This is a genomic window from Novosphingobium sp. SG751A (assembly GCF_013149295.1).
Lineage (GTDB): Bacteria > Pseudomonadota > Alphaproteobacteria > Sphingomonadales > Sphingomonadaceae > Novosphingobium.
The window spans coordinates 1-22,116 of the sequence record NZ_JABGCB010000021.1 but is presented as its reverse complement, the minus strand read 5'-3'; the positions used below and the strand labels follow the sequence as shown (position 1 = coordinate 22,116).

General features: G+C 61.5%; 13 protein-coding genes. 2 read left to right on the top strand and 11 right to left on the bottom strand.

Annotated features, from left to right (window positions below; genetic code table 11):
- Positions 1-3 precede the first annotated feature (3 nt).
- Positions 4-648 (bottom strand): TetR/AcrR family transcriptional regulator, encoded by a 645-nt coding sequence (locus FHW96_RS21875; RefSeq protein WP_172342695.1) that lies wholly within the window; start codon positions 646-648, stop codon positions 4-6.
- A gap of 156 nt (positions 649-804) precedes the next feature.
- On the opposite strand from FHW96_RS21875, the gene FHW96_RS21870 reads away from it, so the two are divergent.
- Positions 805-3,108 (top strand): TonB-dependent receptor, encoded by a 2,304-nt coding sequence (locus FHW96_RS21870; protein WP_172342694.1) that lies wholly within the window; start codon positions 805-807, stop codon positions 3,106-3,108.
- A 49-nt stretch (positions 3,109-3,157) separates the two neighbouring features.
- On the opposite strand, the gene FHW96_RS21865 is transcribed toward FHW96_RS21870, so the two are convergent.
- The 6 genes from FHW96_RS21865 to FHW96_RS21840 all read right to left on the bottom strand — a co-directional run bounded on the left by FHW96_RS21865 (position 3,158) and on the right by FHW96_RS21840 (position 14,230).
- Positions 3,158-5,461 (bottom strand): TonB-dependent receptor, encoded by a 2,304-nt coding sequence (locus tag FHW96_RS21865; protein ID WP_172342693.1) that lies wholly within the window; start codon positions 5,459-5,461, stop codon positions 3,158-3,160.
- Between the two features lie 231 nt (positions 5,462-5,692).
- Complete coding sequence (locus FHW96_RS21860; RefSeq protein WP_172342692.1) at positions 5,693-7,441, bottom strand: patatin-like phospholipase family protein; 1,749 nt, start codon at positions 7,439-7,441, stop codon at positions 5,693-5,695.
- Positions 7,442-7,454: 13 nt separating this feature from the next.
- A complete protein-coding gene (locus FHW96_RS21855) occupies positions 7,455-8,573 on the bottom strand; it encodes a HupE/UreJ family protein (RefSeq protein WP_216651008.1) in 1,119 nt (372 codons plus the stop codon).
- Between the two features lie 11 nt (positions 8,574-8,584).
- Entirely contained in the window at positions 8,585-10,558 is a 1,974-nt protein-coding gene (locus FHW96_RS21850; RefSeq protein ID WP_172342690.1) for a GMC family oxidoreductase, read from the bottom strand.
- A 53-nt stretch (positions 10,559-10,611) separates the two neighbouring features.
- The gene (locus tag FHW96_RS21845; RefSeq protein WP_172342689.1) at positions 10,612-13,266 is read right to left on the bottom strand and encodes a cytochrome c; all 2,655 of its coding nucleotides are present in this window, start codon (positions 13,264-13,266) and stop codon (positions 10,612-10,614) included.
- A 49-nt stretch (positions 13,267-13,315) separates the two neighbouring features.
- A complete protein-coding gene (locus FHW96_RS21840; protein ID WP_172342688.1) occupies positions 13,316-14,230 on the bottom strand; it encodes a DUF4331 family protein in 915 nt (304 codons plus the stop codon).
- Positions 14,231-14,804: 574 nt separating this feature from the next.
- Here FHW96_RS21840 and FHW96_RS21835 point away from each other — a divergent pair.
- Positions 14,805-16,028: a hypothetical protein gene (locus FHW96_RS21835; RefSeq protein ID WP_172342687.1), complete on the top strand. Its 1,224-nt coding sequence runs from the start codon at positions 14,805-14,807 to the stop codon at positions 16,026-16,028.
- Here FHW96_RS21835 and FHW96_RS21830 read toward each other — a convergent pair.
- The 4 genes from FHW96_RS21830 to FHW96_RS21815 form a co-directional block, all read right to left on the bottom strand.
- Entirely contained in the window at positions 16,025-17,428 is a 1,404-nt protein-coding gene (locus tag FHW96_RS21830) for an efflux transporter outer membrane subunit (RefSeq protein ID WP_172342686.1), read from the bottom strand. The genes FHW96_RS21835 and FHW96_RS21830 overlap by 4 nt on opposite strands.
- Positions 17,421-18,584, bottom strand: coding sequence for an efflux RND transporter periplasmic adaptor subunit (locus tag FHW96_RS21825; protein ID WP_172342685.1), 1,164 nt, complete (start codon positions 18,582-18,584; stop codon positions 17,421-17,423). Before FHW96_RS21825 ends, FHW96_RS21830 begins: the two co-directional genes overlap by 8 nt.
- Positions 18,577-21,762: an efflux RND transporter permease subunit gene (locus tag FHW96_RS21820; protein ID WP_172342684.1), complete on the bottom strand. Its 3,186-nt coding sequence runs from the start codon at positions 21,760-21,762 to the stop codon at positions 18,577-18,579. Before FHW96_RS21820 ends, FHW96_RS21825 begins: the two co-directional genes overlap by 8 nt.
- A 33-nt stretch (positions 21,763-21,795) precedes the next feature.
- Positions 21,796-22,116, bottom strand: a 321-nt coding sequence (locus FHW96_RS21815; protein ID WP_216651007.1) for a hypothetical protein, incomplete at its 5' end; no start/stop codon positions are given.

Genomic DNA, 22,116 nt, shown 5'->3' with positions numbered 1-22,116 from the left:
ATTTTACCCCTTTCCTCTGGCGATCAGCTCTTCCAGTTCGTCGACCTGCCCGCCGGGCGCCGCCAGTTTCAAAAGCTCGCTGAGCAGGCCGATGGGGGCGGCGGTGTCGATCCCGCCGGGGATAATGCGATTGGCGATGGAGATGCCCCGCACCGCCCATACCATCAGCCGTTTGACCGCCATGGCCGATTCCGCTTTGCCGCCCAGATCGGCCCGCATGGTTTCCAGCGCTGCCTCTTCGACCTCGGCCTGGCGGTTGCGCACCGTTTCGGTCAGGTCCTTGTCGCTCTGGCTGGCCAGCAGGATTTCCAGCACAGCAATGCCCGAAGGCATCCCCAGCACCTCCATCAGGATTCTTGGCCAGTCATAGATGTTCTGGCCCTGCTGCTCCTGCTTGACCAGCCTGGTGTAAATGGCCATTTCCCGCCGATAGACTTCGGCCACCACCTCGGCCATCAGCGCGGCGCGCGTGCCAAACTGGTGCAGGATTGCACCGCGGCTGACCCCGGCTCTTTCCGCGATCAGCGTGGTGCTGGCCGCCGTATAGCCCTGTTCATGGATCGTCGCGATGGCCGCATCGATCAGCGCCTCTCGGGTTTCGGCGGTCCGCTCTTCCTGGCTGCGGCGGGTTCGGGCTTGCTGGGTCATTGCTCCATCCTTTGCTGATGCATGAAAAGCACAGATGACAAGAAGCATGCAAGGGTGAACTAACATCCAGCTATGAACTAACATGCGTTCTTGACTGAATGTAAGTTGACGGATAGCTGCATCGCCCAACGAAACATTCCTTGAGGGAGGATTTCCATGAAGATCTGGTCGATTCTGGCGGGCGCAAGCCTGTCTGCAGTGGCGCTTGCCGCGCCTGCTGTGGTTCATGCGCAAGATAACAGCGGCGAAATCATCGTCACCGCCCAGCGCCGCCCCGAGCGCCTGCAAAACGTGCCGGTCAGCGTGACGGCGGTGTCTTCGGACATCCTCAAATCGCGCGGCCTGAATGATCTGACGCAGATGGTGCTGGCCGCACCCAGCCTGCAATCGGGAGCGGACAACAATTTCTCGGTGCGCGGGGTTGGCACTTCGGCGTTCTCGAACTCGATCGAATCCAGCGTTGCCTATGCTCAGGATGAGGTCAATCTGACCAATGCGGGTCTGGTGTACAGCTTCTTCGATCTGGCGCAGGTCGAGGTGCTCAACGGGCCGCAAGGGCTGCTGTTTGGGCGCAACGCCTCGGCCGGTTTGGTCAATGTCAGCAGCGCCAAGGCGCAATTGGGCAAGACCAGCGGCCAATTCGATCTGGAACTGGACCGCAGGCCCACGGCGGCCAATGATTCTTATGGCATCGTGGCGCGCGGGGCGATTAATGTTCCGCTGGGCCAGACGGTGGCCTTGCGTCTGGCCGGTTTCAATGAATATCAGACGCCGCTGGTCAATTTCAGCGGGCCGTTGAATCCCGGCGTCGGCAATGAATTGAACCTGCGCCGCTTTGGCCTGCGCGCCAGCCTGTTGTTCAAGCCCAACGAGGCCTTCTCGCTCTACGTTCTGGGCGACGTAGGGCAGGATCGTGGCGTGCTGGGCCTGTTCGACACCACCTATCGCAGCCTTGGCGCGGGCAGCCTTAATGCCGCCCCGCTGGCCGCTACCGGCATTACTGCCAGCCCCGGCAATCTCACGCTGGCGGGCAATAGGGGCTATTACCGCGATCTGGACCGCAATGGCTTGCAGGCCAAGGCCAGCTATCTCTTCGATAATGGCATCGAGATCAGCAATATCGCCGCGTGGAAGGGCTTTACCCGCAAGCAACAGCTTGACACCGACGGCACCGGATCGAACGGGGCCGACATCAACGCCAGTTCGACCAGTTTTAACCAGTACAGCAACGAATTGCGCATTGCGCTGCCGGGCGAAAACCGGCTGAGCGGGCAGGCGGGGCTTTATGTCTTCCGCTCGACCCTCAAGGAAACCGGGCAGATTGCGGGCAACAATTATTTCCCCTCCTTCCTGCTGCCCTCTTATCCCTTCTGCGTGGGGGCAACGGCGGTTTCGGGGGCTTTCCCCCCCACCTGCTCGGTCAGCAACAATTACTTCCTCGGCTTTGACCGTGTGGTGCGCCAGACCAATGACGGCCTCGCCGGCTTTGGTCAGTTGACTTATAAGGTGACCGATGCGCTGCAATTTATCGGCGGCGCGCGCGTCACGCGCGATATCGTGTCGATCCGGTTGGTGCAGAACCAGCAGCACTATTTCGTGCCCTTCGGCGTGGTCGAACCGGGCCGCAGCGAGCGCGTGGCCAACACCAATTTCAGCTACAAGCTGGGCGCGCAATATAACCTTAGCCGCGATCTGATGGCCTATGGCACCTATGGGCGCGGCTATAAGGGGCCCGGTTTCAACAATAATGAGGTGAGCACCAGCGCATCGCTGGCGATCAAGCCGGAAACCAACGAGAATGTCGAGATCGGCATCAAGACAAGCTGGCTGGCGCGCAGGCTGACGGTCAATATCTCGGCCTTCAGCTCGAATTTCAGCAACTATCAGGTCCAGTCCTTCGACCTGACCACCTCGTCCTTTGTCACGCAGAATGCCGCCACGGTGAAGAGCAAAGGGGCAGAACTGAGCGTCACGGCGCGTCCTGTTCCCGGCCTGACGATCAGCGCGAATGCCACGCTGCTCGATTCCAAATTCGGCAATTTCCCCGGCGCGCAATGCTATCCGGGACAGGGATGCAGCACGTTCAACGCCGCCGGGCGCGCAACCCCGCTGGCGCCCAAATTCACCGGCACGGTGGATGTGAACTATGAATTCAACACCGCCCATACGGTTCGCCCCTTCATCGGAGCCAATTTCTATCATCGCTCCTCAATGAACTTCACCACCCAGCCCTATCCGGGCACGACCTATGGCCAGAGCAACATCTGGGGCGGCACCATCGGCCTGAAGGCGGATAATTGGCGCGCCTCGATCTTCTGCAAGAATTGCAGCGATCAGCGCGTGCCCGGCTCGTTGGGGCTGGAATCGGGCGATGGCAATTCGGGCATCGCCACGGTAACCCAGCGCTATGGCATGAATTCGTTCCGCACGATCGGCCTGCAACTGGGCTTTAACTTCTGATCCAAAGGATGGTCGAGGCATTGCGGCCTCGACCATCCCTCTCGCTTACTTAGAAATGATAGGCAAAGCGCATGCCATAGGTGCGCGGTGGGGCCAGCGTGCCATAGGACACGTTGAGAATGGGCCGGTTGCCCGCCCGGACCAGAACCGCGCGATCCTCGATATTGTTGATAAAGCCGGTCAATTCCCAACGCCGATCCGTGCCTTCCAGCGTCAGATAGGCATCGGACATGCGATAGGCGGCCTGCTTCTCATTCTCCTGAAAATTGACGTTGAGATAGAAGTCGGACTTGATCGCCGTGCGCGCGCCCGCCACCAGTTTCATGCCGTTTTTCAACGCGAACGTATGGGCATAATCCAGATTGAGCGTCCATTTGGGCGAATAGACGGTGGGCTTGCCCGAACAATCGGTGTCATAGAAGCGCGCAGCATTGACGCCGGGATTGGCAAGGCGGCTGCCCGTTACCGTGCATCCCGTGGGCACGGGGGCCCCGGTATTGGAAAATACCGCGGTCTTGAGGCTGTTATAGCGGCCATTGAGATATTGCAGCGTGGCGCCGAACTGGTCGCTCTTGCCCGGAGCGAAGCGCAGCTCGATTTCCGTGCCGTAAATGCGCGACTTGCCCGCGTTCACGGTCACGCCGCCCTGCGTGTAAAGCCCGCTGGAGGAGGGGACGCCGCCGACGAAGGAGATCTGCTGGTCCTTGTAATCCCAGTAAAACCCTTCAAAGTTGAGTTGAAGCCGGTTGCCCATAAAGCGGTTCTTGCTGCCCAGCGTATAGGCGGTCAGCATTTCCGGCGCGAACGTGTTGTTGGGCGGGGCGGCCACGAAGAAGCCGCCTGCCTTGAAGCCGGTCGAGACGTTGGCATAGACCAGCGAACGCGGCCCGGCGTCGAATTCCACGCCCGCCTTCCACGTCGCCTTGTTAAAGGACAGATTGCCGGTAAAGGCCGCCCCCAGCGGCGGATTGACAGCATTGGGCAGGCCGCCTGCGGCCAGCGAGGTGGTCTGGCGCTTGGCCTCATGCGTATAGCGGCCCCCCGCCACCAGCCGGAAACGCGGCGTGACGAGATAGGTCAGTTGCCCGAAACCGGCGATGCTTTGGGTGCGCAATTGCGGGTTGAACAGCGTGGTGGAAAGATTTCCTTGCGAGAAATAGTTGGTCGCGCTTTGATCCTCGGAAAAGTAAAAACCGCCAAGGACATAGCGCAGCGAGCCTGCGTCCTTCGAGGCAAGCCGGGTTTCCAGCGACATCTGCTTTGCCCGATCGCTGACCTGAAGCATGAAGCCGGGGAGGTAGGAGCGGTAATTGGACGAACTGCTGCGATAGGCCGGGATAACGGTCAGCGTGGCAAAGCCGAGGTCGCCCTCGGTCTGGGCGCTGATGCCCCAGAAATCGCCGTCCATATAGCCATCGCCGCGCGGCGCCATCACGCATCCGCTGGTAATCAGTTGCCCCATTCCGCCGCAGAAGGGCGGACCGGCAACACCGGTGGCATAGGATTGCAGCGCGGCGACCGAACGCGGATCGGACCCGCCGATGCGCGCCGACAAAGCTGGAGCATTGGCCACCGAACTGGGCAGCAGCACATTGCCGGAGCCCTTGCCATGCTGGTGATAATAATCGGCCACCAAGGTCATCGACCAATCCGACGAAGGCTTGATCAGCAGCGAGGCGCGGCCCGCCTCACCCTTGTCATCGTCATAGCCATCCGAAAGATAGCCATTGCGATCAACCACCTGACCGGCGAGACGCAGCGCCATGATCGGGCCAAGCGGCAGATTGATTGATGCCGAGGCCTTGCGGGCCTGATAATTGCCCAGTTCCACATTCACATCGCCGCTCACTTCGCCCAGCTTGGGGCGGTTGGGGAGCACATTGATCGCGCCCCCCGTGGCATTGCGGCCGTAAAGCGTGCCCTGAGGGCCCTTTACCACTTCGACGCGCTGAAGATCGTAATAGACGCCCGAAGGCGCGGTGGGGCGAGCAATGAACACGCCGTTGAAATTAAAGCCCACCGCATTTTCGGCATAGGAATTGCCCGCTTGCGTGCCCACGCCGCGCACATAGATACTGGTGGTGCCGCCCGACGGCTGAACCGAGAGGGCGGGGGCAAGCCTTTGCAGGTTGGTTGTATCGGAAATCCCGGTGCGGATCAGATCGGTGCCCGAAACCGCCGTGATGGCCACGGCCGCCTTTTGCACGCTTTCGATCCGGCGCTGGGCGGTGACGACAATATCCTGCAAACCGGCCTGCGGCGGGCTGTCCGAAGCGGACTGCGCGTGGGCCGCCTGTACCCCTGTCAGCGCGCATCCCAGCATCAGGCCGGCCCGTAATGTGCTGAATCCCATGAAATCTCTCCCTCCGTTTTCGCTGGCGATTGTGGCTCGCCTTTGATTCTTCATTTGACATCTACATTTGTAGAATTGGCGTCGCCATGTCAAGCAAGGGCGCGCGAAGGAGCGCCCACCGGACGGAGGTCTTTGAAACACGTACCTATCTGTTTTTAAGCGGGGGCGGGGCGATCATGGAAGGAGGTGTCGGGGCTAGCGCAGGGCTTCCCTAAGCCTCCCCCATGCGCTTTAAAGCTGGCCGCGATCCTTCAGGCCGCTTTCGATACCGCGAAACAGTTTGTCCATGAACAGCGCCTGCAAGATCCTGATGAAACCGGAAATGCCCTGCCGTTGCAGCCAGTTGCCGCCCAGATTGCCCGCGATATTCCCACGCAGCGCGCCGATACGTCCGTCGATCCGGCCTTTGAGCGTGTCAAACTCGGTCGGCGTGATCTTGGGCCAGACCGGCAAGGGCACCTCATCATTGGCGCTGCCGCAAAGGGGAATGATGCAGCGTTCCGCCGCCCCCGCGACCGGTTCGAACACCGGGTTTTCCGCTTTGAGCATAAATGATGTCATCAGAAACTTTTGACAATTGCGCCGCCCAAGCTGGAAGTCATGATCGCGATAGGCCCGGTGGATAAAGCCGCCAAAGCCGCCCAGGACCCCGCTGGCCAGAGGAAAGGGTTCGGCCTTATCGGCGCCGGGCGCGGTTCGGCGCGGGGCGACCATAAAGCGATTGCCGACATTTTCATCCGCTGCCGCCAGCAGCAGGTCCGGCTTGAAGCGCACATGCTGGCGCAGCGAGGTGAAGAACTGACCGGCCAGGTGGAGAATATCGGATTTCTGCGCGTCGGATGCCGGATAGGTGGGCGCATCGGGAAAGGGCGCGATCATGATGACGGCCTGGGTGGCATGGGCCAGATCATTGGCCGATGGCGGCTGATCGGGGGCGGGCAGGGCGGCGATCGCATACTCGATCGGATCATTGTCGATCACCCCGCCATCGGAGGCGATGTAGTCGGCGTTCTGATCGGGCGGTGGGAAAACGGGGGCGATAAGGCTGGAGCGCAGGCTCATCTGGGGAAAGAGCCGCCCGGCATAATCGCCCCGCGTGGCCGCGATGGAGCGCGGCGCCAGCCCAATGGGAAAGGCCGCCGAGGCCAAAATTGTATTGCCGAACCGATACCAGTCCGCCCATGGCGATCCCGGCGGCAGCAACAGGCTTTCCACCGGCAATTGCGTCTGGACGGGGCCGGTCAATTGCGCCGCATAGAGCGATTGCGCGGGATCTCTTTGGCCAAATTCCGAAACCGTGGCCGCCGTGCCCAGACCGGAAAAGCGGTAATGCGCCCGGTCGGCATGATTGACCATGGGATAGTCGCCATTTTGCAGCTTGAGCGCAAAGGGGATGCCGCGATTGTTGGTGGTGGTCAGATAGATGTGCAGGTCTTGCGGCAGATAGGCCCGCACACGCGGTGCGGCGCCCAACGGCTGGACCGCGCGCGCGGCGATATAGTTGAGCAACTGGCAATTGAGCAGCGAGACGGCAAGGCTGCCCTTGCCTGCTGCCGATGTAAGGTCGCTGTCGGTCAGAAAGTCTATGTTCTGCAATGAGGGCGGTACGGGCGGGTTACGCATCGCGGCAATATCGGGATCGACCGTGGGCGGTGCGACCAGTCGGGGCCACACGACCCAGGTTTCATACAGCAGCGGCGCCCACGCCTGATAGGCCTGTTTGCCGGGCTGGGGCGCGGCAAAGGCGCGGGGCGCATCGCCGCGCGCAATGGCCATCGTGCTGACCGCCGCCGAGATGGCCCCGGCCGATGCGCCGGTCAGCACCTTGATGGTGACGCTGTGACGGGGGACATCGACATGAGGATCGCTCTTGGCTTTCTCCCATTCATCCAGCGCCTGAAACAGGAAATCCAGCACACCCGCGATATAGGCCCCGGCAGACACGCCGCCCGAGCACGACAGGCCGATCTCAAAACTCATGGGCAAGGCTCCATCACACGATCAACACATCAAAGGCGCGTTCGATCAGCCACATCATGGCCACCGCCGCGATGGCGCCGGACCCGGCCAGCATCACCCCGCGCCGGTAAACAGGCCGCGCCCGCATCATCCACGCCAGCGGCATGACCGCCGCGACCACCGCGATCTGTCCCAGTTCCACCCCCAGATTGAAGGAGAAGAGTGTGAGCAGCAGTCCGCCCCGGCCCAGCGCCATATCGCGCAGCACATTGGCAAAGCCAAACCCATGGATCAGCCCGAACAGAAACGCGACCGCCCACAGGCGCGCGGTGACCATCGGCCAAACATTGTTGAGGGAGGCCAGCACGACCGAGGCCGCAATCATGCTCTCTGTGAGCCGCGAGGGCAGCGAAATGACGCCCAGCGCCGCCATGGCGAGGGTCAGCGAATGGGCAAGGGTGAAGGCGCTGACGATCTTGATGATATCGATGAGGGCAGCCTGAAAACTCTCCTGAACCACCCAGTGCCGCCCCTCGCGCCGGAGGACCGCAGGCAGCAGCAGCGAGATCAGGAACAGCAGATGGTCAAAGCCGGTCCAGATGTGCCAGATGCCGCTTTCGATGAAATCGCGGATCTGGGTGAAGGGGCCTTGATCTCTGTCGAGCCGGCCCTGCAAGGCGATGCTCCTGTGCGGCCCGTCGCCGCCCAAAATGAGCGTGGCCTTGGTCTGGCCCGCTTCCAGCCGGACGAGGCCGCGATGCAGCGGGTCGGTCTGGTCGAACAGGGTGTAATCCAGATCGAGCCTTTGCGGCGGTGTGGCGCATCGGCCCGCCAGCATCAGCACCGCATAGGCCCCGTCGCTGTGATCGTCGATCAACAGGTCATGTGCCGCAAGGGGGCAGGCCCGCCCATCACCCGCCACGCGCAGGTGGCCAAGGGCATAGGCCTCGATGGTCGCGCGCTGGGCCGTCACCTCGCCCCAGCGGATCGCGCCATCGCCATCCCCGTCCAGTTGCAGCACGAAGTCGAGGTCGCGCAGTGCAATATCCCATTGCGCCGAGACATCGGCCCCCCGCAAACGCAGCGTCAGATAGGCATCGCTGGCCTTATGGGCCAATGCCCCTGCAGGGGCCAGCGCGAGCATGGCCAACATCAGGCCCCGGATCAGGAGCGGCAAAACAGGCAAAACCGCAACACTTTCTCCCACCATGATGCTTCAGGGATGGGGGGATCGTCGGCGTGGAAATCGGCAAGGATCACATCGGCAGCCTTTTCCGCGATCATGTAGATCGCGCTGACGATGAAAAAGCCGGGGATGCGGGGAAAAACCGAGGCGTCCACCACCCGCAGCCCGCCCACGCCCCGCACACGGAAATTCCCATCCAGCACCGCATTGGGATCATGATCGCTGCCGATGGCGCAGGTGCAGGAGGCATGATGGCCCCAGCTCTGTGTGCGGGCATAATCGGTCAGTTGTTCGTCGGTCTCAACCTCGGGTCCGGGGCGCAATTCCCGTTTGGCAATGCCAAGGCGAAACAGCGGCTTGGTCAATTCGCGAACAAAACGCAGTCCCGCCACCACCGAGGCCAGATCCTCCTCATAGCCCGGCGTGCCTTCCTCGAAATAGCGAAAGTTGATCTCGGGTCGTTCGCGCGGATTGTCGGATCGGATCCGCACCCATCCGCCGCGATTGTTGGTATGAGCTTTCAGAACGGCCCAGCTCATCCGGTTGAGATGATCGACGACAAGCTGGGAATAGCCGGGGAAATAGCCGTAAAATTCGGCCAAAACCGCAAAGCAGAACAGATCGGGCAAGGGGCGTTCGGGCAAGGAGCGCCGGATTGCGGCGATCACTGCGCCATTGCCGGTATAGACGCCCTGTGCCTCGTTGAGCCATTCCCGATAATGGGGATCGTCGCGGGTAAAGGTGGCGCCTTCCAATGCTTTCCACGCGGGAAAGTCCATTTCATTGACCACACAGACCTCGTAGCGGTCCTGTAGATTACGGCCCACGCCGGGCAGATCGACACGCAGCTTTATGCCATGCTCCTCCAGGACCTCCTTGGGGCCGATTCCGGACAATTGCAGCATTTGCGGCGTGTTGAACGCACCGCCCGACAGGATGACCTCGCGTCTGGCAGCCACCTTGACCCTGGGGGCGGGATCGGGGTTAGGGTTGGCATGGGCCTGATACAACCGGCTGCCGCGTTCATATTCCACCCCGATGGCGCGGTTATGGTCGTCAAACAATACGCGCGTCACCAGCGCATTGAGTTCGATGCGCAATTTATCGGGATAATTGGCCTGAGTGTCGAGCAGCCTTTCGCGTGTGGACGTGCGACGATGATGGCGCGTGGCCAGCGGTGGATAATGGAGACCGTAGGCATTGGCCCGGACCAGCCGCCAGTCATTGGGATCAAGTCGCGCGATGAGAAACCACCAGAAGCGGATGAACTTGCCTGGCAGCAGCCAGAAGGCTTTGAGTACGAAAATCGTGATGGTCAGCACCAGGCGTTTGTCATGCAGCAAATCCCAGACCGGCAGCGATTTTTCGGTATGCAGCCATCCGTCCCAGCCATGCCGGGTCAGATTGATGCCGATCCGCGCCAACCAGCGATAGGGCGCCGCGCGCTGGTTGCAATGCTCCAGCTTTTCGAAATAGCGCCGCATATGGCCCGCGCGCCATGTGCTGTCGCCGGTCAACTGGGCGATATTGTCCCAGTCGGCATTGTGGGGATAGACCGTGATCATAGCATTATGCGCGGTACATCCGCCAAGACAGCCCGCACGTGGATAAAGGATGCCATTTTCGCGGGCGACGAATTTGTCGTCCCTCTCCTGCGTTGCCTGATCGCTGAAATGGCGGATGTAATAGTCCCATTTCATCGCTTCGTTTTCGGTAGAAAGCGCGTGAAAGGTGGGTACGTCATAATCATCGGGCAGGCGGTCGGATTTGGGAAAGGGCCAGTCGGTCGTGCCTGTGCCCGGGGGCGGGTTCTTGGGGTCGGATCCTGCCTCCAGCACCAGCACCCGCGCGCCGCCCTCGGCCAGACGCGCGGCAAGCGTGCCGCCTCCTGCGCCCGAACCGACCACGATATAGTCAAAACTATCAATAAAATTATGGGTTTCCTCGCTCATGCTCAACCCTTCTCGATCATTCATGCCCCCCAGATCGCCTTGCGACTGGTTGTTCACATGGTTTTGAGGAATTTGATAAGGTCTTCCTTTTCCGCATCGCTCAGGCCCACCACCGGGGCGCCTGCCGGGTCATGCAGATATTGCGTGCCGAAGTAATGGCCGCGATTGACGATATAATCCGGGCACTTGCTGGCCGAAATCAACCGGGGTGCGACCTTGCGGAAGGTGGCGCTCTGAACCGCGGGCGGATCATCGGCGTCGATCTGGTGCAGCGTCCATGTCAGGCGCAGCACAGTCCAAGCGGTGCTGAAGAAATGTGAGATCTTGGCCCAGAAACCCTCGGGAACATCCAAATCGAGGTTCGAGAAGAGATTGACCGGCGTACCCGCAGGGATAGGCCCGATACGCAGTCCCTGATCGGTGATGAAATGGGTGCCCGCAAACCAGTTCAGCGCATCGGCGGCAAAGCGGGGCAGATAGCCGTTGGGCAGCCGGATATAGCTGACTTTGGTGGTCACATCGACCTGTCCGGGCAGCATGGCCCCCGATGCGGTGCGGAACATCACATTGCCGCCGCGCTTTTCCGGCCACAGCATCTGGCGGATCGAGACATCGAACACCGCATTGCGCGCCTCCAGCGAGGGGCTGGGGTTGAACGGGCCCACCGTGTTGTTCTGCAAAAAGGGCGCGGTCGACCACAGGCTGATCAGCGAGGCAGGCCGGGTGAAACCGCGCCCGCCGCCAGGCAGCGTGAACTTTTGGCTGACCTGTCCGGTATAGGGATCGTGCAGATCCATTTCGCCCACCGAGGGCAGTTCCTTGTAACTGGCCGAGGAGTAATTGTCCCAGATATTGTCCTTGATCGCATTGGTGGCAATCGGCGAACAGATATTGGTTTCTAGCAAGGTCACGGGCACGCGCTGGTCGGTGGAGAGGAAATTGTCGTCCAGAAAATCCGGGCTTTTGACGATTTGCGTCATCTCTGACCGGAATTGCGGATCGGTGCGCGTATAGCGCCAGTAATTGTTCCAACAGGTCAGGTAATTCTTGCCGTTGCAGCCATTGTCGGGAAAGAAGCTCTGCGCCTTGGCAGGCAGCTTGCTGGAATGGCAGGCCGCGCAATTGCCGGCAAAGATCTCCTTACCATGTTCGATGCCCGCCTTGTCCGTTGACAGATAGGCCGAGCCGCCGGGCGCCAGCGAGAGATAATCAGGCTTGGCTGTGGCAAGGAAGAACAGGGCGACTTCGGGCGTCTGGCTTTCATTGGCCACCCAATAGGCCGAATTCTTGCGCCCCACCGCGATGCTGATCGGCGAAATGCCCGTGCCGCCCACGACCGGGTTGAAATGGGTGATCCATTCCTCGCTGAACAGGCCGATGTTGACGTAAACCCGGTTGAGCGCCCCCAACATGCCCACCGAATCCGACCCGTCCTTCAACACACGCGGGGTAAAGACCGTATCGGGCGCCTTGTAGAAAGCGTTGAGCGGCGAATTGGCGGGCAGATATTCGTTGAACTGGCGGTTGCCCTTTTCGGCGCCCGCGATCTTTTCCTTGCCCCAATGCAGGGTGATCCGGGCGCGGGTGCCCACCGCGTAAATTGCGTTCATGGTGCGCGGATTGTTGATGAAATCGCTGGAAACCAGCGACGTATCCAGCGCGCCGGGGCGCGATGTGTGATAAAGCTGAAAGATGTAATTGGAATAGTCCTGATCGAAGCCGAAGATGCGGTCGATCCAGAAATATTGCGCCCCGGGATTGGAATTGAGGTTGGCCCATTCGGGATTTTCCGGGTCCTTGGGCGGGTTGGTCGGGCTGGGCCCCACATGGCAGAACGCGCAGGCCATGCCCACGCGGTAGGGGCGGATCAGGTTCTTGTCATTGTAATAGGCCGGGTCGGTGTAATAGCGCCGCCAGTCCCACTTGGCCTTGGCCGCCGCATCGAAATCGGGATTGGGAAACAGTCGCAATCCCACCACGCCCGAGGCCCAGCCATAGAGCGATCCGACTGGCAGTTTGGTGCCGTCCTTGTCGATCGTCTGGCCGCGCGCGCCCAGTTTTACGCCGGGGTATTTCGTTTCATTCTCAAAAGGATCGGCCTGACACCCCGGCTTGCGCCTGTCCAGATAGAGGCCAAAGCGCGCCGGGTCGGGGCCGGGCGCCTTTTCAAAGCATGGTTCGTTGACCAGTCCGAGATATTCCCAGCGATTGTCGCGCCCGAATTTGGCCCCCGGAAAGCTTGAAACCGTCTTGAGCAGATCGACATTGCCAAAGCTCTTGGTGGCCAGCACGTCCCAGAACCGATCATTGCCTGCGGTCCAGACGATCCAGTTGTTGCGCCCGATCACGGCGGCCTTATGGGCATTCTCGGGCGTTATGCCGGGCACGAAGGGCGCCAGATCCTTTTGCAGCACGGCCGGATCCTTGGTCGCCGCGCGGTCCATATCGGCGAAGTAATCCTCGTCGGCCGGTTTCCAGCTGGCCGCGACCAGATCGGCATCGGTCTTCTTGCCTTCGGCCGGTTTATACTCTGTGCTCTGCCGATAGGCGCAGACCGCTTCGTCCACCACCTTGCCGCTGCTCTTGCCGCAGGCCTTGCGCCAGGCGGGCACTGAGGGCGCGGTCCATGCGTAATAGATCCAGATGATCCCCACCACGGCCAGCAGAGCCAGCAGCCAGCGATACCGTCCAAAGCGCAATGATGGCATGAGAAAATTCTCCGCTATTCAATACGTTGAATTATGACGTCCGTATCGTTCAATCCGATCTCTTCGCCCTCAGCCGCACACATGCCAGACGCCACGCCCGGCGCAGCAGATAGAGGCCCACCAACAGCACCACGATCGGCCAGAGCAGATGCGTGCGGAACCAGTGCCACGGCGAGCCGACAAAGGGCTGGGGCCGCCATGGCCAATGTTCGGCCAGATAGGGGAAATCCTCCAGAAACGGCTTGTCGTTCACGATGGCACGCTGGAACGTGGAACTGTCGATGTATGAATTTTCATGCAGCGGGCAATCGCCCCACTGGCATGTGGTTTCCGCCACATCATCCTCCAGCCGCCGCCCGTTGGGAAAGCCGGGGGGATAGCGCGTGGTGAAGATCATCACATCGGGCGCAAAGTCATAGCTGCGCAGGACAAAGCCGCTCAACTGATTGAGATTGCCCAGCGGGCGGGCCACTTCCTTGAAGAAATCCTGCACCTGTTCGCGCCCGCGCTGCGCCTCGTGCAGGGCGCGCAGATGCTGGCTGGGTTCCTTGGTGTTGAGTATGTCGAACCGGCCCAGCTGTGTGCGGTTGGACCGGCCCACATGGTCGATCTGCTCGCCATTGCCGGCATATTTCGAATTGGCCCAGAGCAGCCAGTCCGGGTGGCGGCTCAAGATGGCCGTCTTGGGCAGACTGATGACCATGGTGATGATATTGGCGTTGAAGAACTTGGGAAAAATGAAGGGGTCATCGCGCACCCCGGCATAGACCCAGACCGCATTGGGATCGCGGGCCTGTCTGCCCAAGGTGTTGTCGTCAAAAATCTGCACCGGCAGCGTGTGGTCAAACCCCGCGCCGACGATCTTCAGCTTGCCCGTTTGCATCGCATCGGGAAAAAACCGTGCGCTGTTGTCCAGCGCCATCACAAAGGAAATATCGGGCCGGATTCCGGTGGGTTCGACCACTGTTCCGCCATAGCGACAGTAATTTCCGTTTTGCAATTGAACATCTGCATTACCGCGGCTGGGCGGCATGACATTACATTGAAAATCTTCGCTGGATTTAAAGCGTATTTGCGAATGTGTGTCGATATTGACCGTAAAAACATAGGGCGCCAGATTATAAGGTGGGGCCGCGGTCAATGTGGGCCGTGTATCCAGAATGATGATATAGCGATCATCTTTGGGATAAAAGAACAGCCCGGTCAGATTAGCTTCCTGCCTGCCGTTTGACAGCCATGCCGGATCGGCATGATCCGACGCGCCCATAGGTGTTGCCGCCAATGTAAAGCACAAGCATATAAGCATTTTTATGATACTGCGCATTTTCGGTCCCCACCTAAAATAAGCGCATTTTTACACGTCGCCTAAAAGGCGAGTGAAAGATTTTATTGTTTTATCGAATCCTGTTGGCTTCTTCATCACACAATCATTGTACTTTGTCCATGATTTTTGCTAAAACATTTCGATAACATTATTTTAATGAAGGTACTGGATGCAGGTATCGGCAGGAAATGCTACGTTTAAAAACGTATCTCGCTTGGCGATACTTGCTCGATGCTCGATGCTGGCGTTGAGCTTCTTTGGTATGTGGGCTAATGTGGCCCGCGCCGCTCCCCGCCGCCCCGCCGATCCTAATGTGGTGCTCGAACGGTTGCCGGGCGGGATCGCGGCCCAGCGCAAGCAATTGTCACAATTGCGTGGGCGCGGCGATCTCGATGGCGCGCTGCAACTGGCTGATGCCTATCTGCGCCTTGGCCGCAAAGAGGCCGATCCGCGCTTTTATGCCTATGCCCAGTTCGCCATCGCCCCATGGTCGGCCCGTTCCGATCCCCCGCCTGAAATCATCCTGCGCCGCGCGACCATTCGCCAGTTCTATCATGACTTCGACGGCGCGCTGACCGATCTCGAAACGTTGGGGCGGGCGGGCTATGACGATCCTCAGGTGGACCTGCTGACCGCCTCGATCCTGAGGATACGCGGCGATTATGGGCAGGCGATGCGCTATTGTCAGAACCTGTTGGCCCAGCCCAACCAATTGCCCGCCCTGACCTGCGCCGCGGAAATTCAGGGCCTTGGCGGCAATGCCGCCCCGGCGCGCGCGGGGCTGGAGCGAGCTATCGGTTTTGAAACCGCAAGGCGCGTGGGCCATCTGGCCACGCCCGCCTTGCTGGCGTGGAGCCGGTTGGTGATGGCCGGGCTATATGAACGCTCCGATGATGCGGCAAAGGCGGGGGCATGGTTCCGTTCCGCGCTTGCCACCATGCCGGACGGGCCTGATGCCTATGCTTTGGGTGCCTATGCCGATTTCCTGCTCGACCATCGCCGTGATCGTGAGGTCATCGCCTTACTCGACACGCGTCAGTCCTCCGATGGGTTGCTGCTGCGGCTTGCCATCGCCTGCGCGCATCTGTCGGGTCATGGCTGCCCGGCGGAAAAGGGCGCCCGGCTTCAGGCGAGCCTGGCCGCGCGTTTCGATGCGGTGCGCGCACGCGGCGAAGTGCCCCACCGGGGCGAGGAGGCGCGCTTTCTGCTGGAACTCAAGCATAAGCCCGGCCCGGCCTATCGCCTCGCTCTGGCCAATTGGGGAGGGATGAAAGAGCCGCGCGACGCGCTGGTGCTGGCCCAAAGCGCGCTGGCGCTGGGCACGCGCGAGGCGGCGCAAACCGCTCTGAGGCAACTCGACCAGCCCGCCATCAACGATATCCGCCTCTTAAGGCTGCGGCAGAGCCTTGAAAAAACGCTCCATAATCACCCGACCTAGGACCCGCGCCAGTCGCCCCCCATCGCCCGGATCAGGCCGATGCTGGCAATCAGGCGGCGGCTTTCCAGCGCCAGTTGATCCTCTCGGGCCTGCAACTCAGCAGCCTGCGCGGTGACCACCTGAAGGTAATCGACGGCCCCTTCGCGATACTGGATATTGGCCAGTTGGTTGGTGCGCATGGCGGCCACCACGGCCTCGCTCTGCTGTGCCGATGCCTCGGCAAGGCGATTGACCAGAGCGAGCTGGTCCTCAACCTCGCGGAAGGCGTTGAGCGTGGCCTGACGGTAATTGGCCGAAGCCTCGGCAAATTGCGCGCGGGCATAGGCAACGCCTGCTCGCCTGCGCCCGCCATCAAAGATCGGCATAGCCGCCAGCACCGGCCCCAGCGCCCAAACGCTGCTGCCTGCGGTCAACAGCGAGGCAGCCGTCGTTTCAAATCCGCCCGATGCGCCCAGTGTGACCTGAGGAAAGAAAGCCGCCCGCGCTACGCCGATTTTGGCATTGGCCCCCGCCGCGCGCCGGGCCGCTGCGGCGACATCGGGGCGGCGCTGCAACAGCATCGAAGGCGCGGAAACGGGCACCTGCGGCGGGGCGAGCATGACCGGCACGGGCGCAATCGCAAAGCCCGAAGCCTGCTCACCCACCAGCGCGGCAATGGCATGTTCGAGGATGGCCCGATCAGCGCTGCGCTGGGCCATTTCGGATTGCACCGATTTGAACTGGGTGCGCGCGCGGGTCACATCCGCCTCATTGGCCGCCCCGCCTGCAAAGCGCTTGGTGGTCAGATCGACGGCGGCCGCATAGGCCGTCTTGGTCTGGCGCAGCAGGTCGAGTTGGGCATCGAGCTTGCGCAATTGGATATAATTATCGGCCAACTCTGCCTGAAGGCTCAGGCGCGCGCCGGCCAGATCGGCCTCGCTGGCCTGCGCCTCGGCCTGACTGGCGGAGACCTGATTGCGGATGCGGCCCCACAGATCGACTTCGTAAAGTGCTGATCCGCCTACGGCATAATCGTCATATTCGTAATGGACGCCCGTGGCGGGCGACATAGCGCGCGCGCTCATGGCCCGGCCGCTGGCATCCACGCGTGGCAACAGATCGGCGCGGGCCTGACGGGTCAGCGCGCGGGCCTGATCATAGCGGGCAAGGGCGGCGGCCAGACGGGGGCTGTCCTTTTCGATCCGCTGTTCCAGCCCATCCAGCACCGGATCGGGCAGGATGCGCCACCACGCCCCGCGCGGCGCGGCATCGGCGGGCATGGCCGGGGTCCACAGGCCGGTTTCCTTGAACGCGGCGGGCGGGGGCGCAACCGGCGGCGTTCCGGCACGGGGCGCCATCGAACAGCCCCCTGTCAACGCCGAAGCCGCCATCAACGCTGCCAGAAACCGGGGCTTACGCATGGGTATTGTTCCGCTGGAGCGTGGCCTTGACCCTGTCGCCGGTGCGAATATCATCGGCCGGATTGTCGATCACCTGATCGTTCGGTTGCAGGCCGATCACCTCCAGTTCATTGCCGAAATCGGTGGTGATGGTGACGGGTTTGATCCTCACGCGGCCCTGCGCATCGACCAGTGCGACCGCCGATCCTTCATGCCGGAACAGCAGGCTGCTGACCGGAATACGCACCGCGCCCGCTGCCGAAGGCTGCCCCTTGCCGAAATCGAAAGTGACCTGCGCATAGGCGCCCGGTTTCAGCAGGCCCGCGTGATTGTCATAGACAAGCTGCACCAGCATCGCGCCGGATTCAGGATCGACCGAGCCCGACGAACGGGCCAGTTGCGCTTGGAAGGTTTTGCCCGGCTGATCGGGCACAGTAAATTCTGCGGTCGTATTGTCGCGCAGCCGGGCGACATAGGCCTGCGGCAGGTTGACATAGATGCGCAGGCGCGTGACGTCCGACACGGTGAACAAGGGCTGCGTTGTCGATGTGCCCGCCACGATCAGCGCGCCAATATCGGTCGAACGGCTGGTGACGATGCCGTTAAACGGCGCCACAATCCGCTTGAACCCCGAAACCGTCTGCAAGCGCTGAACATTGGCCGATGCTTCGTTGCGCATCGCTTCGCGGGCGGCGAAATTGCCGCGCCTTTCGTCGGCATCCTGCTGCGACACGGCGTTTTGCGCGACCAGTCGGTCCCAGCGGTTCGACGTGGTCTGGGCCAGACTGCGCTGGGCATTGGCGGTGGCCAACGCGGCGCGGGCGGCGGAAAGCTGTTGATCCACATCGGGCGTGTCGATCTCGGCCAAAACCTGCCCTGCCTGCACCGGTTGGCCGATATCGACATACCAGCGGCGCAGATAGCCATTCGTGCGCGCATAGACCGGCGCCTGAAACCATGCCTGCAACCGTCCCGGCAGGACCAGTGTGTTGCTGGCCTCTCCGCCCGGATGGATCACGTCGACCGAAGGGATCGCGGCGGCCTCACTCTGTTCATGAAGGCCCGAACGCTGCTGCAACCGGTAGGCCGTGCCCGCCACGAGGATCAGCGCAAAGACCGCGCCCCCGGCCAGCAGCGGCTTGCGAAACGAAGGGGAGCTGGAGGCGAAATCAGACATGAGCAGACACTCCCTTCGAAGCATCGCTGCGATGCGCGCGCGCTCCGTGGATAATGGCAAACAGGGTGGGGACGAAAAGCAGTGAGGCGCAGGTGGCAAAGGCCAGACCGCCCACCACCGCGCGACCCAGCGGGGCGTTCTGTTCGCCGCCTTCGCCAAGGCCCAGCGCCATGGGCGCCATGCCGATGATCATGGCCAGCGCCGTCATCAGCACCGGGCGCAGGCGCGAAACCCCCGCTTCCATCGCGGCCTTGATCGCATCGCCATGCTCCTCCAGCCGCTCTCGGGCAAAGCTGACCACAAGAATGGAATTGGCCGTGGCAACGCCCATGCACATGATGGCCCCCGTCAGCGCGGGCACCGAGAGCGGCGTTGCGCTGGCAAAGAGCATCCAGCAGATGCCCGCCAAAGCGGCGGGCAGCGCCGAGACGATGATGAAAGGATCGACCCAGCTCTGGAAATTGATGACGATGAGCAGATAGATCAGCACCACCGCCGCCAGCAGGCCAAAGCCCATGCCGGTGAAAGCGGTGTTCATCGACTGATACTGGCCGCGCACGGTGACGGTGACGGTCTTGGGCTTGTCCTTTTCAAGACTTGCCAGCGCCTTTTGCACATCGCCCGCCACCGCGCCCAGATCCCGCCCGTCGGCCCCGGCATAGACGTTGATCAGCGGCAGGATGTCATACTGGCTTTCAACCGCCGTAGTGGTGCCCCGGCTGATCGTGCCCAGCGCGCCCAGCACTTGCGGGGTGGTCGTCCGCGTTCGGATCGGCAGGCCCGCGATATCCTGAAGCGAATTGACGCGATATTCGGGCATCTGGATCGCCACCGGATAGGTCACGCGGTTTTCCGGGTTCAGCCAGAATACCGGCGCGGCCTGCGAGGAACCGGCGATTGAGGTGGCCACGCTGGTTGTGATGTCGGCCTCGGTCATGCCAAGCTGGTTGATCCGGGTGCGGTCCACATCAAAGCGCAATTCGGGATAGGAAGCGGGCTGCTGAATGCGCGCATCGACCAGCCCGTCGATCCCGTGGATCGCGCGCAGGATGCGTTCGGCATGGGCGCGCACTTCGGCGGGCTTGCGGCCCGTCACCTGAATGTCGAGCGGGGCGGGCGCGCCAAAATTGAGGATCTGGCTGGTGATGTCGGAAGGCAGAAAGGCAAAGCCGGCCTGAGGAAACAGGCGCGGCAGTTTGGCGCGCAGGGCGCGGATATAGCCTTCGGTCGGGCGGTGGCCTTCCTTCAACGTGACGATGATGTCGCCATCCTGCGGGCCGATGGTGCCGGTGGCGTTATAGACCACGTTGATCGAGCTGGTAGGCAGGCCGATATTATCCGCGATGGCTTCAAGATCGCTGGCCGGGATTTCCTGACGGATCGCCTTGGCCACCTGCTGGAACAGGGACGAGGTTTCCTCGATGCGCGTGCCGGTGGGCGCGCGGACATGCAGCGTGATCGAGCCGCCATCGATCAGCGGGAAGAAGTTGCGGCCAAGGAAGGGGATCAGTGCCAGACTGGCCAGAGCAAAGCAGAGGAAGCCCGTGGCAAACATGTGGCGATGGTTGAGAATGGCGGTCAGCGCCCGGCCATAGCGGTCGCGGAAGGAAGCAAAGCGGCGCTCAAACCCGGCCTGAAACGCGACCAGCGGGGCCAGCAGGCGCGGCGGTGCCTTGGGCGCATGGTCATCCGGAGCATGCTGGCGCAGCAACGACATGGCCATCGTCGGCACAAGGGTGAAGGAGAGAATATAGGACATGATCATCGCAAAGATGACCGAGAGCGCCATCGGCACGAACAGATAGCCCGACACGCCCGGCAGATAGAACATCGGCACGAACACGATGCAGATGCAGACCAGCGAGAGGAAGGCGGGCATGATGATCTGGCGCGAACCGTCCAGAATGGCGCCGCGCACGCTCTTGCCCATTTCCAGATGGGATTCGATATTCTCGATGGTCACCGTGGCCATATCGACCAGAATGCCGACCGCCAGCGCCAGCCCGCCCAGCGTCATCACGTTGAGCGTCTGGTCAAACATTGAGAGCGCGGCCAGTGCCCCCAGTACCGAAAGCGGGATCGAGGTGGCCACGATCAGCGTCGAGCGCCACGAACCCAGAAACAGCAGGATCATCAGGCTGGTCAGCACAGCCGCGATCAGGCCCTCATGCATCACCCCCGTTACGGCGGCCTTCACAAAGATCGACTGATCGTTGACCGGCGTGGCGGTCAACGCCGGGGGCAGACCGGTCATCACCTGAGGCAGCATCGCCTTGATGCCCTCGACCACCGAAATGGTCGAAGTCGCGCCTGATTTCAGCACGGTAAGCAGGGCCGAACGCTGGCCGTTGACATGGACGACGTTCTGTTGGGGCGCCGAACCATCGCGCACATGGGCCACATCGCGCATGCGGATGACCGCGCCATTGATGGTGCGGATGGGCAGATCGTTGAGCTGTTCGATCGAGGAAGGCGCGTTGTTCAGCCGGAAATTATACTGAAACTCGCCCATCTTGACGAAGCCTGCGGGCGTGATCTGGGTCTGGCTGGCCAGAGCGGCCCCCACGTCCTGCGCGGTAATGCCGCGCGACTGCATGGCCCGCGGGTCAAGGTCGACCTGGATCTGGCGCACCTTGCCGCCAAAGGGGAAGGGGATGGCCGCTCCCGGAACCGTAATCAGCCGCGAACGGATCGAGTTGAAACCGAAGTCGTAGAGTTGCTGTTCGTTAAGCCCGTGCCCGGCCAGCGCGATCTGAACGATGGGCACGGTTGAGGCGTTATAGTTCAGGATCAGCGGCGGATTGACGCCGGGCGGCATTTGGCGAAGGATCGTCTGCGAGATCGCCGTCACCTGCGCATTGGCGGTGCGGATATCGACACTGGGCTGGAAATAGATCTTGGTGATGCCGATTCCGGTCAGCGACTGTCCTTCGATGTGCTCGATATCGTTTACAGTAGTGGTCAAAGCGCGCTGAAACGGCAGGTTGATGCGGCCCGACATATCCTCGGGCGAAAGGCCGTTATAGGTCCAGGCCACCGCGATCACGGGAATGCGGATATTGGGAAAAATATCTGTGGGCGTGCGCAGAGCCGCCAGCATGCCTGCAATCGTGATGAGCATGGCCATGACTATGAACGTATAGGGGCGCGCCAAGGCCAAGCGAACGATGGCATTCATCGAAATAGTCTCCAACTGGGCGCGACGGGCGCGTCAACCCGGCGCACCCACACCATAAAGCGCGCCTGCGCGATCATGCGCGGGCACGCTCCTGTCATGTCCTAGATTGAACTCTAGGGCATGATGCTTCCCTTCGCTATGCGCTAAAGTTGGCATAATGTCATGAATCACAATCATGAAAGGAACGTGGCGCGCCATTGCCGATGATCGGCCGGAGTTTTGCTCCCTCAGAACTCGAAAGGGGGGAGGGAATGGTGGCTGCCCCGCATCAATCAGGCTGGCAAAACGGGCGTAGAGCCGGGGATATTCGGCATCGGGCGCAATATTCTGCGCCTTGCCGTCAAGGGTCATCCG

What these genes read in the sequence shown, in the direction of transcription:
- FHW96_RS21875 (WP_172342695.1), bottom strand. Translation starts at nt 648, where the DNA reads ATGACCCAGCAAGCCCGAACCCGCCGCAGCCAGGAAGAGCGGACCGCC.
- FHW96_RS21870 (WP_172342694.1), top strand. Translation starts at nt 805, where the DNA reads ATGAAGATCTGGTCGATTCTGGCGGGCGCAAGCCTGTCTGCAGTGGCG.
- FHW96_RS21865 (WP_172342693.1), bottom strand. Translation starts at nt 5,461, where the DNA reads ATGGGATTCAGCACATTACGGGCCGGCCTGATGCTGGGATGCGCGCTG.
- FHW96_RS21860 (WP_172342692.1), bottom strand. Translation starts at nt 7,441, where the DNA reads ATGAGTTTTGAGATCGGCCTGTCGTGCTCGGGCGGCGTGTCTGCCGGG.
- FHW96_RS21855 (WP_216651008.1), bottom strand. Translation starts at nt 8,573, where the DNA reads ATGTTGGCCATGCTCGCGCTGGCCCCTGCAGGGGCATTGGCCCATAAG.
- FHW96_RS21850 (WP_172342690.1), bottom strand. Translation starts at nt 10,558, where the DNA reads ATGAGCGAGGAAACCCATAATTTTATTGATAGTTTTGACTATATCGTG.
- FHW96_RS21845 (WP_172342689.1), bottom strand. Translation starts at nt 13,266, where the DNA reads ATGCCATCATTGCGCTTTGGACGGTATCGCTGGCTGCTGGCTCTGCTG.
- FHW96_RS21830 (WP_172342686.1), bottom strand. Translation starts at nt 17,428, where the DNA reads ATGCGTAAGCCCCGGTTTCTGGCAGCGTTGATGGCGGCTTCGGCGTTG.
- FHW96_RS21825 (WP_172342685.1), bottom strand. Translation starts at nt 18,584, where the DNA reads ATGTCTGATTTCGCCTCCAGCTCCCCTTCGTTTCGCAAGCCGCTGCTG.
- FHW96_RS21820 (WP_172342684.1), bottom strand. Translation starts at nt 21,762, where the DNA reads ATGAATGCCATCGTTCGCTTGGCCTTGGCGCGCCCCTATACGTTCATA.